The sequence below is a fragment of the Pseudomonas sp. NUPR-001 genome (genome assembly GCF_052147955.1).
In the GTDB taxonomy this organism is placed as follows: domain Bacteria; phylum Pseudomonadota; class Gammaproteobacteria; order Pseudomonadales; family Pseudomonadaceae; genus Aquipseudomonas.
The window spans coordinates 4,051,805-4,063,831 of the sequence record NZ_CP197353.1 but is presented as its reverse complement, the minus strand read 5'-3'; the positions used below and the strand labels follow the sequence as shown (position 1 = coordinate 4,063,831).

Sequence of the window (12,027 nt, the reverse complement as noted above, 5' to 3'; positions counted from 1 at the left end):
ATCCAGGCGGCTTGGGCTTTGTTGCGGCTACAGTAACAGCTTGTATGGACTGGAAAAAGACCGGAGATGGCCTGGTGGGAGCGGGCTTGCCCCGCGATTGCGGTGTATCAGTCACATCGCATCGCGGGGCAAGCCCGCTCCTACAGCAAACCTGGGACTTAGTGCGGCAGGTAGACGGTCAGGGTCTGGCCGGGTTTGAGGGCGTGACCGCTGCGAGGGTTCCAGCGCTTGAGGTGCTGCATCTCGACGTTGAAGCGCTTGGCCACCAGGTACAGGGAGTCACCTTTGCGGACCTTGTACTGGGTGGATTTTTTCTGGTTTTTGCCCTGTACCGGCTGGGCGCTTTGCATCACCAGGGTCTGGCCGGCCTTGAGGCGGTGGCCGGAGAGTTTGTTCCAGCGCTGCAGGTCTTTGACGCTGACCTTGTTGGCCTTGGCAATGCTGCCCAGGCTGTCGCCACGCTTGACCCGGTAGCGGCTGTTGCGAGTGGTGCTCGTACGCGGCGTTGCTTCAGCCAGGGCCGCTTCGAATACGGCCTTTTTAGGCTGCAAGGACAACAGCTCTTCAGGCTTGAGGTTCGACAGGCTGGCGGTCAGCATCTGCGCTTTGGCTGTGGGCACCAGCAGTTGTTTCGGGCCATCGACGGTCATGCGTTTCTTGAACGCCGGGTTGAGCTGGAACAGCTCGTCTTCGTCGATCTCGGCCAGCTCGGCGACCCGCGACAAGTCGAGGCGGTCGTTGATGGCGACAGCTTCGAAGTAGGGTTCGTTGGCGATCGGGTTGAGGTTGACGCCATAGGCCTGCGGGGTCATGACCACTTGCGACAGCGCCAGCAGTTTTGGCACGTAGTCACGGGTTTCCTGCGGCAGAGGCAGGTTCCAGTAGTCGGTAGGCAAGCCGAGCCGCTCGTTGCGCTCGATCGCCCGGCTGACCGTGCCTTCGCCGGCGTTGTAGGCCGCCAGGGCGAGCAACCAGTCACCGTTGAACATGTCGTGCAGACGGGTCAGGTAGTTCAGCGCCGCGTTGGTCGAGGCGGTGATGTCGCGACGGCCGTCGTAGAAGCGGGTTTGACGCAGGTTGAAGTGGCGGCCGGTCGAGGGAATGAATTGCCACAGGCCTACCGCATGGGCGCGGGAATAGGCCATCGGGTTGTAGGCGCTTTCAATCGCCGGCAACAGGGCCAGTTCCAGCGGCATGTTGCGCTCTTCAAGGCGCTCGACGATGTAGTGGATGTACAGGCTGCCACGGTCACCGGCGGTTTCCAGGAACGACGGGTTGCTGGCGAACCACAGGCGTTGCTGTTCGATGCGCGGATTGACCGCCATGTCGTCTTGCAGGGCGAAGCCCTGGCGCATGCGCTCCCAGACATCCTGAGGCGCCTGCTCGGCTTGCTTGACCGGCACGAACACCGGTTTTTGCTTCATCCGCGCCTGGTAGTTGTGCGCGCGAACGCTCTCGGATTCGTCGATCTGACGGGTGCTCTGGCAGCCCACCAGGGTGGCGGCCAGGGCCAGCGCACTGGCTTGGGCCAGGCGCGTCAGGGCGACGGAATTGAAGGTTCTGCGGCTATTGGACGACATTGGCGAGGACAAAGTTCCGGGCAAAAATGTCGGGCGATTCTAGAAAGCGGCCCCCCTGTGGTCAACCTTTGAGAACTTTTGGGTCCTAGCAGCCGCTGCTTAGAAGCTGTCCTTCCAAGCCCGTAATCCAGCAAAAACAGCACTTTGCGTAGGGGTTATGCGGGCACTCCGTTCGTCTATTTTTTCTTTAACGGATGTTTCGGCGGTGCGCAAAAAGGGGTTGGTGAGTTTTTCCAGTGCCAGGGTTGATGGCAACGTGATGCGATCTTGCGCGCGCAGTTGGGTAACGTCGTCAAAACGTTGGGCAATGTGCTGGTTTTCCGGCTCCACCGCCTTGGCAAAACGCAGGTTGCTGAGGGTGTACTCATGGGTGCAATACACCAGAGTCTGGGCGGGCAGAGCAGCCAGGCGCTGTAGCGAATGGTGCATTTGCTCGGCGGTGCCCTCGAACAAGCGTCCGCATCCTGCGGCAAACAACGTGTCGCCACAGAACAGCAGCGGGGTGGCCGTTTGCCCGCAATAATAAGCAATGTGCCCCAGGGTGTGCCCAGGCACGGCCAGCACTTGCAGGTCGAGGCCGAGAACGTTGAGGCTGGCATTGTCGTCCAGCGCCAGGTCGCGGCCTGGGATGCGTTCGTTGGCTGGGCCGCAGACCCGGGCGCCAGTGGCTTTCTTCAGGGCTTCGACACCGCCCACATGGTCGTGATGGTGGTGGGTGATGAGGATGTCGCTCAGCTGCCAGCCCGGGTGGGCGGTGAGCCACGCCAGCACCGGTGCCGCATCGCCCGGGTCGACCACCGCACAACGCTGGTTGGCAGTGTCTTGTAACAACCAGATGTAGTTGTCGGTGAAAGCGCGCAGGGCATCGATCTGTATCATGGTGCAATTCGCCAAACGTTGGACATGGGTGCATCTTAGTAGCTATGCACGCTGTCGAGAACCTTCAAGGGAGACTGCAATGACCGATCAAGCCTTCGCCCAGGCCGATCCGCAGTGGCTGGAGCTGATCAGCCTGGCCCGCGACTGGTTCGCCGGCCCTCTGGGGCAGTTGATGCTTCATGAAGAACAGCGCCTGCTCGAAGACGAGCTGGGGCGCTACTTTGGCGGTTATCTGGTGCACTACGGGCCCTGTGCCGAGCCGCCGCCGAAAGCGCCGCAGGTGCAACGCAACGTGCGTCTTGGCGCGCCGTTGCCGGGGGTCGAGATCGTTTGTGAAGAACAGGCCTGGCCGCTGAGCGAACACGCTGCCGACGTGGTGGTGTTGCAGCACGGCCTGGATTTCAGCCTGTCGCCCCATGGCCTGCTGCGTGAAGCCGCCAGCAGTGTGCGCCCGGGCGGGCATCTGGTGATCATCGGCATCAACCCCTGGAGCAGTTGGGGCGTGCGTCGTGTGTTCGCCCACGATGCGTTGCGCAAGGCGCGCTGTATTTCCCCGTCACGGGTCGGCGACTGGCTTAACCTGCTGGGCTTCGCGCTGGAGAAACGCCGGTTCGGGTGCTATCGTCCGCCGCTCGCGTCGCCGGCCTGGCAACAGCGTCTTGCGGGCTGGGAGCGAGTTGCCAGCGGCTGGCAAGGTGCTGGGGGTGGCGTCTATCTGCTGGTAGCGCGCAAGATGGTGGTCGGTTTGCGGCCATTGCGCCTGGAACGCCGCGAACCCATGGGCAAACTGCTGCCCTTGCCGATGGCCAAGGTCAACCGACGCCACTCCGAACCCTGAGTGTCCGGCCCTGCGCATCACGCAGGCCACAATCATTGATGAAAAGGCTGTAAATGAGCGATAGCGTCGAAATCTTTACCGATGGTGCCTGCAAGGGCAATCCTGGCCCGGGTGGCTGGGGCGTCCTGATGGTCTGCAAGGGCGTCGAGAAGGAGCTGTGGGGTGGCGAGCCGGAAACCACCAACAACCGCATGGAACTGATGGCCGCGATCAAGGGCCTGGAAGCCCTCAAGCGCGAGTGTGAGGTGCTGTTGGTCACCGACTCCCAGTACGTGATGAAGGGCATCAACGAGTGGATGGTCAACTGGAAGAAGCGCGGCTGGAAAACCGCCGCCAAAGAGCCGGTTAAAAACGCCGACCTCTGGCAACTGCTCGACGAACAGGTAGGGCGCCACAAAGTGACCTGGAAATGGGTGCGCGGGCATATTGGCCATCATGGCAACGAGCGTGCCGACCAGTTGGCCAACCGTGGTGTTGACGAAGTGCGCGGGCTGCGCTGAGAACACCAGCCGCCACTTGGCCGCGAGCTGAGGTAGAATGCGCGGCTTTCACCAAGCAAGTTGTAGGCGACAGGAGGCCACCGGCGTGGAGATTCAGAGCAACAGGTCGGTCGTCCTGGACACCGAAACCACGGGTATGCCGGTTACCGACGGCCACCGCGTCATCGAGATCGGCTGTGTCGAATTGATGGGCCGACGTCTGACCGGGCGTCACTTTCACGTCTATCTGCAGCCGGACCGCGAGAGCGACGAAGGGGCGATTGGCGTACACGGTATCACCGACGCCTTCCTGCTCGACAAACCGCGTTTTGCCGAAGTGGCCGATGAATTCTTCGAGTTCATCCAGGGCGCTCAGCTGATCATCCACAACGCAGCGTTCGACGTTGGCTTTATCAACAACGAGTTCGCCCTGGTCGGTCAGCATGATCGCGCTGACATCTCACAGCATTGCACCATCCTCGATACCCTGATGATGGCGCGCGCCCGCCACCCCGGGCAGCGCAACAGCCTTGATGCCTTGTGCAAACGCTACGGTATCGACAACTCGGGCCGTGAGCTGCACGGCGCATTGCTCGACTCGGAGCTGCTGGCTGACGTCTACCTGAGCATGACGGGCGGCCAGACCAGCCTGTCGCTGGCCGGGCAGGGCGCAGAGGGCGAGGAAGGCGGTGAAGGCAGCCGCGGCAGCGAAATTCGTCGCCTCAGCGGCCGGCAACCGGGCCGGATCATTCAGGCCACCGAGCAAGAGCTTGAAGCTCACCTCGCTCGCCTGGAAGCCATTGCCAAGTCGGCCGGTGGCCCGGCGTTGTGGCAGCAGTTGGCCGAGCGTACCTGAGGCAGATTGCCGCGCAAGGGGGCGTGCAAGCTTCTACCCTGAAATGACAAGCGTGTCATTCGGAGTAGACGCCCCCTCATGTACAAGGACCTCAAGTTCCCTGTCCTGATCGTTCACCGCGATATCAAGACCGACTCGGTAGCGGGCGAGCGCGTACGCGGTATTGCCCAAGAGCTGGCCCAGGACGGCTTCACCATTCTTTCGGCAGTCGATTACAGCGAAGGCCGCCTGGTTGCCTCGACCCATCACGGTCTGGCCTGCATGCTGATTGCCGCCGAAGGTGCGGGTGAGAACCGCCATCTGTTGCAGAACATGGTTGAGCTGATTCGCCTGGCGCGGATGCGCGCACCGCACTTGCCGATCTTTGCCCTGGGCGAACAGGTCACCCTGGAAAATGCGCCGGCCGATGTCATGAGCGAATTGAATCAGCTGCGCGGCATTCTGTATTTGTTTGAAGACACCGTGCCGTTTCTGGCCCGGCAAGTGGCGCGGGCAGCGCACAACTACCTCGATGGCCTGTTGCCGCCGTTTTTCAAAGCGTTGGTGCAGCACACCGAACAGTCCAACTATTCCTGGCACACCCCGGGGCATGGCGGCGGCGTGGCCTACCGCAAAAGCCCGGTCGGCTTGGCTTTCCATCAGTTCTTCGGCGAAAACACCCTGCGTTCGGATCTCTCGGTGTCGGTACCTGAGCTGGGCTCGTTGCTCGATCACACCGGCCCTTTGGCGGCAGCTGAAAGCCGAGCGGCAAAGAATTTCGGGGCCGACCACACGTTTTTCGTGATCAACGGCACCTCCACGGCCAACAAAATCGTCTGGCATTCGATGGTCGGACGAGACGATCTGGTGCTGGTTGACCGCAACTGCCACAAGTCGGTGGTACACGCCATCATCATGACCGGTGCGATCCCGCTGTACTTGTGCCCAGAGCGCAATGAGTTGGGGATCATCGGGCCGATTCCGCTGAGTGAATTCAGCGCGGAATCGATTCGCGCCAAGATCCAGGCCAACCCCTTGACCCAGGGGCGCGAGCCCAAGGTGAAACTGGCGGTGGTGACCAATTCGACCTATGACGGCCTGTGCTACAACGCCGAGTTGATCAAGCAGGTGCTGGGCAACAGTGTCGAAGTGCTGCATTTCGATGAGGCCTGGTATGCCTACGCGGCCTTCCATCCGTTTTTTGCCGGTCGCTATGCCATGGGCACGTCGCGTAGCGCGGATGGCCCCTTAGTGTTCAGTACGCACTCGACACACAAACTGCTGGCGGCTTTCAGCCAGGCGTCGATGATTCATGTGCAGGATGGGGGCACCCGGCAACTGGACCGTGACCGTTTCAACGAAGCGTTCATGATGCATATTTCCACCTCACCGCAATACAGCATCCTGGCGTCGTTGGATGTGGCCTCGACCATGATGGAAGGGCCTGCAGGGCGTTCGTTGATGCAGGAAATGTTCGACGAGGCCTTGAGCTTTCGCCGGGCGATGGCCAATTTGCGCCAGCACATTGCCGCCGACGATTGGTGGTTCAGCATCTGGCAGCCACCCCAGGGCGAGGGTGTGCATCAACTCAGCACAAGCGATTGGTTGTTGGCGCCGCACGCCGACTGGCACGGGTTTGCCGAGGTCAGCGATGACTATGTGTTGCTTGATCCGATCAAGGTGACCTTGGTTATGCCCGGGCTCAATGCGGGTGGTGCATTGAGCGAACATGGCATTCCGGCGGCGGTGGTCAGCAAATTTCTCTGGGAGCGAGGCCTGGTGGTGGAAAAAACCGGGCTCTATACCTTTCTGGTGCTGTTCTCCATGGGCATTACCAAGGGTAAATGGAGCACTTTGCTGACGGAGTTGCTGGAGTTCAAACGCAACTACGACGCCAACACCGACCTGCTGGAGAGCCTGCCTTGTGTCGCCCGCCTTGATCCACTGCGCTATCAGGGCTTGGGTTTGCGTGACCTGTGTGATCAGTTGCACGCCTGTTACCGCAGCAATGCCACGGCCAAACAGCTCAAGCGGCTGTTTACACGCTTGCCCGAAGTGGTGATGAAGCCTGCTGACGCCTATGACCGGATGGTGCGCGGGGAGGTAGAGGCGGTGCCGATCGACCAACTGATTGGGCGGGTCGCCGCAGTCATGCTGGTGCCGTATCCGCCAGGTATACCGCTGGTGATGCCTGGCGAGCGCTTCACCGAAGCGACGCGTTCGATCATTGATTATCTGGCATTCGCCGCGGCCTTCGACAGCGGCTTCCCCGGTTTTGTCGCTGATGTGCATGGCCTGCAGCATCAGACCGGGGCGCACGGGCGGGTCTATACCGTCGATTGCATCACGGGATGCGGATAATCTCGACGCCGGTACGGGCCAGTTCGAAGCGGTCATCACCCAAATGATTGACCTTATCGCCAATAGCCAGGGTGTAGGTGGTAATGGGCAGGGAAGGGGCGCTACCGTCGGCGTTCGGAATGGCTTCCTGAAACTCATGAACGGGGTAGATGCGGCCTTCTGCGTCCCGTGCATGAAACCGTCCGACAAGTACTGCTGTCATTTACCGTGCAACCTCTAGGAATTTTCTGTCAGGCATAGACCACCGATTACCCCTGTAGTTTTGCCCGCTCGGAAAAAAACTTTCGCCGCTGGGCAGATCATCTATACCTACAAGTTCCTTTGTCCTCTATGTCAGGAAATTGCCATGAGTCAGGAGTATTCGGTAGCCGTCGTTGTCGGCAGCTTGCGCAAGGCGTCTCTCAACCGCAAAGTCGCCCTGGCACTGGCGGAGCTTGCGCCCGCTAACCTCAAATTGAAAATTGTCGAAATCGGCGATTTGCCGCTCTACAACGAAGACATCGATGTTGAACCGCCGGCGGCCTACACCGCCTTCCGTGAACAACTGCGCGACAGTGATGCGGTGCTGTTCGTTACCCCGGAATACAACCGCTCGGTGCCAGGGGTGCTGAAAAACGCCATTGATGTGGGCTCCAGGCCCTATGGGCAAAGTTCCTGGAGTGGCAAGCCTGGCGCGGTCATCAGTGTTTCGCCGGGGGCGGTGGGCGGCTTTGGCGCGAACCATCACTTGCGCCAGTCCCTGGTGTTTCTCGATGTGCCGTGCATGCAACAGCCGGAGGCCTACATCGGCGGGGCGGCGAGTCTGTTTGATGAGAATGGCAAGCTGTCGGAGAAGACGCGGCCGTTCCTGCAGGGCTTTATCGATAGATATGCGGCGTGGGTAGAGCGGTATCAGGAGTAAAGCTTCGCGGGGCAAGCCCGCTCCTACCCGGTAGGAGCGGGCTTGCCCCGCGATCAAAGCTCTGTTTATTACACCGCCTGCGGCATCTCCCCACGCGCCAGACGCTTATTGATATCAGCGATAACTTCCGGCAGTTCATTGATGGTGTCGATCAGGTAGTGCGGGCGTGAACCTTCGAACAGTGCGTGGATGCGCTTGCGTTCACTGTCCAGCTTGTCCGAGGCGAGGGCACGGTAACCTTCGTAGGTCAGGCCCAGGGCGTTCCCCGAACACACCAGCGCCACAGTCCACATGCCAGCACGGCGGCCCTCGAGGATGCCTGGCACGGTGTCGTCGACTTTCACGCACGCGGCAACATCATCGATGCCAAGGGCAATCACGTTGGCCAGTGCCTGGGCAGGCCAAGGGCGACCGTTCGGCGTTTCATCGGTGGCCACCACGTGGTCGGCGACATAACCATTCTGTGCGGCCAGCTCGACCACTTTGTCCATCACCACTTTCGGATAGCCGGAGCAGGAGCCAATTTTCAGGCCCTCGTTGCGCAGGCCCGTCAGGGTATCCAGGGCGCCGGGAATCAGCGCCGAGTGCACGGCGATCTTTTCGATCTGCAAGGGCATGAAGCGTTCGTAGATTGCGGTCACATCGTCGTCAGTCGGGGTGCGACCAAACACCTTGCGATAACGTTCGGCAATAGCCGGTTGATCGCACAGGGTGCGGATGTGGTCCCATTTACCCATGCCCATCGGGCCGCGGGCTTCTTCGATGGACACCTCAACGTCGAACTCGGCGAAAGCTTCAACAAAAATCTGCGTCGGGGCGAAGGAGCCGAAGTCGACCACGGTACCGGCCCAGTCGAGGATGGCGGCTTGCAGTTGGGTTGGATTGCTGTAGTTCATGTGCACATTCCTAGAAAGAGGGTCGGCGGTTCAGATGTCCAGTACTTCCATTTCCCGCAGCACGTCGGCCACGGCGTTCACGGCGGCTTGCATGCCGTCCGGGCCAACGACGCCGATGCAACCGACGCGGAAGGTTTCCACCTGGGTCAGCTTGCCCGGGTAGAGGATGAAGCCTTTGGCCTTGACCCGCTCGTAGAAGTCTTTGAACTGATAGCGCGGGTCATTCGGCGCGTGGAAGGTGACGATGATCGGCGCCTGGATCTCGGCCGGCAGAAAGCTGTGCAGGCCGATGGCCGCCATGCCGTCGAGCAGCACTTTGCAGTTGCTGGCATAGCGCTGGTGGCGGGCGGGCAAACCACCTTCTTCGTTGTACTGCAACAGTGCTTCATGCAGCGCGGCAACCACATGGGTTGGCGGGGTGAAGCGCCATTGGCCGGTTTTGGCCATATAAGCGTGTTGGTCTTGCAGGTCCATGGCCAGGGACGGTGAGTTCCCTTCAGCCGCAGCCAGCGAAGTTTTGTTGGCGAAGACAAAGCCCATGCCCGGTACACCTTCCAGGCATTTGCCGGAGGCGGCGATCAGGGCGTCGAACGGTACTTCGCGGGCATCGATCGGCAGCGCGCCGAAGGAGCTCATGGCATCAATGATCAGGCGCTTGCCGTGGCGGGCCACGACCTGGGCGATCTCGGGCAACGGGTTGAGGATGCCGGTACTGGTTTCACAGTGGATCAGTGCCACATGGGTGATGCTGGCATCAGCGCCCAGCAGGCGGTCGACGTCGGCAGCGGTGGTCGGTTCGTCTTCAGCGGTTTCAAAGGTGCTGTAGGCACGGCCCAGCACTTTGCAGATCTTCGCCAGACGCTGGCCATAGGCACCGTTGATCAGCACCAGAACCTTGCCATCACGTGGTACCAGGGTGCCGATCGCCGCTTCCACGGCGAAGGTGCCGCTGCCTTGCAGGGGCACGCAGTGGTGGCTGTCGGCGCCGTTGACGATGGCCAGCAGTTGCTCGCACAGGCTGGCGGTCAGCTGGTTGAAATCACGGTCCCAGGAGCCCCAGTCCACCATCATCGCTTGGCGGGTGCGGGACGAGGTGGTCAATGGACCAGGGGTCAGCAGGATAGGGGCGTTGCTCATTCCGAAGTTCCTCACAAGCGGTGGGCTGAAACTACGGGGCCTAAGTTGCAATTCTGCGCGTCATCAATCAAATTGTTTGTTGTTATGCCAGCCATAAGTCAGGCCGATAGATATGAACCTGTTTCAGCTCCGTGCGTTCGATGCGGTGGCCCGCGAGGGCAGTTTTACCCGTGCTGCGGCGCGGTTGTTCATCAGCCAGCCGGCGGTCACCGGGCATATCAAGGCCCTGGAAGAGCACTACCAGATCACCTTGTTGCGGCGCACCGCCCGGCGCGTCGAGCTGACTGAGGAGGGCACACGCCTGGCGGCGATCACGCGGGCCATGTTTGGTCTGGCCGAGGAAGCCCAGGCCATGCTTGAGGCCAATCGCCAGTTGCTCACCGGGCGCCTGGAAGTCGCGGCCGACGGGCCACACCGGGTCATGCCGATGCTCGCGCAATTGCGTGCGCGCTATCCCGGCATTACCGTTAATTTGCGCTTGGGCAATGCCCAGGAGACCTTGGCGGCGCTGCTCAGTGAACATGCGGACGTGGCGGTGCTGACCGAGGTCGAGCCGCGCAAGGGGCTGTACCTGCAACATCTGGGCGCATCGCAGATCTGTGCCTTGCTGCCGGCCGGCCATCCGTTGGCTGCAGACCGCCAGGCACTGGCGCTCAGTGCCCTGGACCGGCAGATCATGGTACTGCGCGAGCCCAGTTCGATCACCCGACGCACCTTTGACCAGGCCTGTGTGCAGGCCAAGGTGCAGCCGCGGGTGCTGCTTGAGCTGGACAGCCGTGAGGCGGTAACCGAAGCGGTCGCCGCCGAGCTGGGTATCGGAATCGTCTCGTCGGTAGAGATGAGCCATGACCCGCGCGTGGTGGCGCGCGAGATCATCGGGGCAGGCCTGGTCAACCAGCACATGATCGGCTGTCTGGAGCGTCGCCGTGAACTGCGCTTGATCCAGGCATTCCTGAGCCTGGCACCCAGCCCGTGAAGCGGTGCTGGCATTTTTTCTTGCGGCCCCTAAGATGGCGGTCAAACCAGTCGGGTAAGGCGAAAAACTGTTGATGGCGGGCAAAGACACCATCTCCATGCAATTGGTGCGCGAGGCATTGCTGCAGAGCTGTGCGCCGGGCGCGCCGACGCAGGCGCTGCTCAACCGCATCGGCATCGATCCGGCGCTGCTTGAACAGGCCGATGCGCGGGTGCCGGCCAGTGCCTACGCACAGCTCTGGCGATTGCTGGCGCGGCGTGGCCATGATGAATTCTTCGGCATGGACCCGCGTGGCCTGCGCAGTGGCAGCCTGGCGTTTCTCTGTCGTGCAGCGATGGCGCAGCCAACGCTCGGCGCCGGGTTGGAAACGGCGTTGGCCTTTCTGTCATTGATGCTCGAAGATGTGCAACCCAGCCTGGTCCGTCAGCAAAGCCTGGCCGAGATTGTCATTGGCGAGCCGCGTGAGCAGCCGCGCCGCGCCTTTACCTATTTCACCTTCTGGATGATTGTCCACGGCGTGGCCTGCTGGCTGGCCGGGCGGCGCATTCCGATCCTGGCCATCGAGCTGCGCTGTGTCGAGCCGCCGTTTTGCGATGATTACCGGGTGATGTTCTCGGAGAATCTGCAATTCGATCGCCCGCGTACACGGATGATCATCGCTGCCGATTGCCTTGACCTGCCGCTCAAACGCAGCGAGGAAGAACTGCAGCGTTTTTTGTGCGAATTGCCGGGCAACATTCTGGTCAAGTACCGCGACCCCGCCAGCCTGGCGCGGCGCATCCGTCAGGATCTGTTGCAGATGACCCCCGGCCACTGGCCCGATGCCGATAGCCTGGCGCGTCAACTGTGTCTGTCGGCATCGACCCTGCGTCGCCGCCTGGCCGAAGAAGGCCAGACCTATCAAGGCCTCAAAGACAGCGTGCGGCGGGAGCTGGCGATCATCTGGCTGGCGGAAGTCGAGCTGAGCTTTGCGGAAATTGCCGAGCGTTTGGGCTTTGCTGACAGCAGCTCGTTCTACAAGGCGTTTCGCAAGTGGTTCGGGTGTAACCCGGGGCATTATCGAACGGTGATTTTGCAGGGCCAGGCACAGGCTTGAAGGCGAGGGCTTTCCTGCTGCATTGATCGGCCTGAACGGCGGAGGCTGA

Annotated in this window: 12 protein-coding genes; 7 read left to right on the top strand and 5 right to left on the bottom strand. The window is 61.3% G+C overall.

Features of this window, described 5'->3' with window-relative positions; translation table 11 throughout:
• Window positions 1-158: 158 nt before the first annotated feature.
• Both ACP6KB_RS18535 and gloB read right to left on the bottom strand, forming a co-directional pair.
• The gene (locus ACP6KB_RS18535) at window positions 159-1,580 is read right to left on the bottom strand and encodes a transglycosylase SLT domain-containing protein (protein ID WP_442108785.1); all 1,422 of its coding nucleotides are present in this window, start codon (window positions 1,578-1,580) and stop codon (window positions 159-161) included.
• 99 nt (window positions 1,581-1,679) lie between these two features.
• Window positions 1,680-2,459: a hydroxyacylglutathione hydrolase gene (gloB, locus tag ACP6KB_RS18530; RefSeq protein ID WP_442108784.1), complete on the bottom strand. Its 780-nt coding sequence runs from the start codon at window positions 2,457-2,459 to the stop codon at window positions 1,680-1,682.
• Window positions 2,460-2,538: 79 nt separating this feature from the next.
• Between gloB and ACP6KB_RS18525 the strand changes: the two genes are divergently transcribed.
• From ACP6KB_RS18525 to ACP6KB_RS18510, 4 genes are all read left to right on the top strand, one after another.
• The gene (locus tag ACP6KB_RS18525) at window positions 2,539-3,297 is read left to right on the top strand and encodes a methyltransferase domain-containing protein (protein WP_442108783.1); all 759 of its coding nucleotides are present in this window, start codon (window positions 2,539-2,541) and stop codon (window positions 3,295-3,297) included.
• A gap of 53 nt (window positions 3,298-3,350) precedes the next feature.
• Window positions 3,351-3,797 (top strand): ribonuclease HI, encoded by a 447-nt coding sequence (gene rnhA / locus ACP6KB_RS18520; protein ID WP_038613019.1) that lies wholly within the window; start codon window positions 3,351-3,353, stop codon window positions 3,795-3,797.
• Between the two features lie 91 nt (window positions 3,798-3,888).
• Entirely contained in the window at window positions 3,889-4,632 is a 744-nt protein-coding gene (gene dnaQ / locus ACP6KB_RS18515; protein ID WP_442114337.1) for a DNA polymerase III subunit epsilon, read from the top strand.
• Between the two features lie 78 nt (window positions 4,633-4,710).
• Window positions 4,711-6,972, top strand: coding sequence for an Orn/Lys/Arg decarboxylase N-terminal domain-containing protein (locus tag ACP6KB_RS18510; protein ID WP_442108782.1), 2,262 nt, complete (start codon window positions 4,711-4,713; stop codon window positions 6,970-6,972).
• Here ACP6KB_RS18510 and ACP6KB_RS18505 read toward each other — a convergent pair.
• Complete coding sequence (locus ACP6KB_RS18505) at window positions 6,956-7,174, bottom strand: hypothetical protein (protein ID WP_442108781.1); 219 nt, start codon at window positions 7,172-7,174, stop codon at window positions 6,956-6,958. The two genes, ACP6KB_RS18510 and ACP6KB_RS18505, sit on opposite strands and share 17 nt — an antisense overlap.
• Window positions 7,175-7,318: 144 nt before the next feature.
• Between ACP6KB_RS18505 and ACP6KB_RS18500 the strand changes: the two genes are divergently transcribed.
• On the top strand, window positions 7,319-7,873 hold the full coding sequence (locus ACP6KB_RS18500; protein ID WP_442108780.1) for an NADPH-dependent FMN reductase: 555 nt from the start codon (window positions 7,319-7,321) through the stop codon (window positions 7,871-7,873).
• 68 nt (window positions 7,874-7,941) lie between these two features.
• Here ACP6KB_RS18500 and phnX read toward each other — a convergent pair whose 3' ends face one another.
• Window positions 7,942-8,769, bottom strand: coding sequence for a phosphonoacetaldehyde hydrolase (phnX, locus tag ACP6KB_RS18495; RefSeq protein WP_442108779.1), 828 nt, complete (start codon window positions 8,767-8,769; stop codon window positions 7,942-7,944).
• A gap of 30 nt (window positions 8,770-8,799) precedes the next feature.
• Complete coding sequence (locus ACP6KB_RS18490) at window positions 8,800-9,906, bottom strand: 2-aminoethylphosphonate--pyruvate transaminase (protein WP_442108778.1); 1,107 nt, start codon at window positions 9,904-9,906, stop codon at window positions 8,800-8,802.
• Window positions 9,907-10,018: 112 nt separating this feature from the next.
• Between ACP6KB_RS18490 and ACP6KB_RS18485 the strand changes: the two genes are divergently transcribed.
• A complete protein-coding gene (locus ACP6KB_RS18485) occupies window positions 10,019-10,882 on the top strand; it encodes a LysR substrate-binding domain-containing protein (protein WP_442108777.1) in 864 nt (287 codons plus the stop codon).
• A 73-nt stretch (window positions 10,883-10,955) separates the two neighbouring features.
• Window positions 10,956-11,978, top strand: a complete 1,023-nt coding sequence (locus ACP6KB_RS18480) for an AraC family transcriptional regulator (RefSeq protein WP_442108776.1) — start codon at window positions 10,956-10,958, stop codon at window positions 11,976-11,978.
• Window positions 11,979-12,027: the final 49 nt, after the last annotated feature.

Bases quoted from the DNA above. Each gene is read 5' to 3' on its own strand.
- ACP6KB_RS18535 (WP_442108785.1), bottom strand. From the start codon at position 1,580: ATGTCGTCCAATAGCCGCAGAACCTTCAATTCCGTCGCCCTGACGCGC.
- gloB (WP_442108784.1), bottom strand. From the start codon at position 2,459: ATGATACAGATCGATGCCCTGCGCGCTTTCACCGACAACTACATCTGG.
- ACP6KB_RS18525 (WP_442108783.1), top strand. From the start codon at position 2,539: ATGACCGATCAAGCCTTCGCCCAGGCCGATCCGCAGTGGCTGGAGCTG.
- rnhA (WP_038613019.1), top strand. From the start codon at position 3,351: ATGAGCGATAGCGTCGAAATCTTTACCGATGGTGCCTGCAAGGGCAAT.
- ACP6KB_RS18510 (WP_442108782.1), top strand. From the start codon at position 4,711: ATGTACAAGGACCTCAAGTTCCCTGTCCTGATCGTTCACCGCGATATC.
- ACP6KB_RS18505 (WP_442108781.1), bottom strand. From the start codon at position 7,174: ATGACAGCAGTACTTGTCGGACGGTTTCATGCACGGGACGCAGAAGGC.
- ACP6KB_RS18500 (WP_442108780.1), top strand. From the start codon at position 7,319: ATGAGTCAGGAGTATTCGGTAGCCGTCGTTGTCGGCAGCTTGCGCAAG.
- phnX (WP_442108779.1), bottom strand. From the start codon at position 8,769: ATGAACTACAGCAATCCAACCCAACTGCAAGCCGCCATCCTCGACTGG.
- ACP6KB_RS18490 (WP_442108778.1), bottom strand. From the start codon at position 9,906: ATGAGCAACGCCCCTATCCTGCTGACCCCTGGTCCATTGACCACCTCG.
- ACP6KB_RS18485 (WP_442108777.1), top strand. From the start codon at position 10,019: ATGAACCTGTTTCAGCTCCGTGCGTTCGATGCGGTGGCCCGCGAGGGC.
- ACP6KB_RS18480 (WP_442108776.1), top strand. From the start codon at position 10,956: ATGGCGGGCAAAGACACCATCTCCATGCAATTGGTGCGCGAGGCATTG.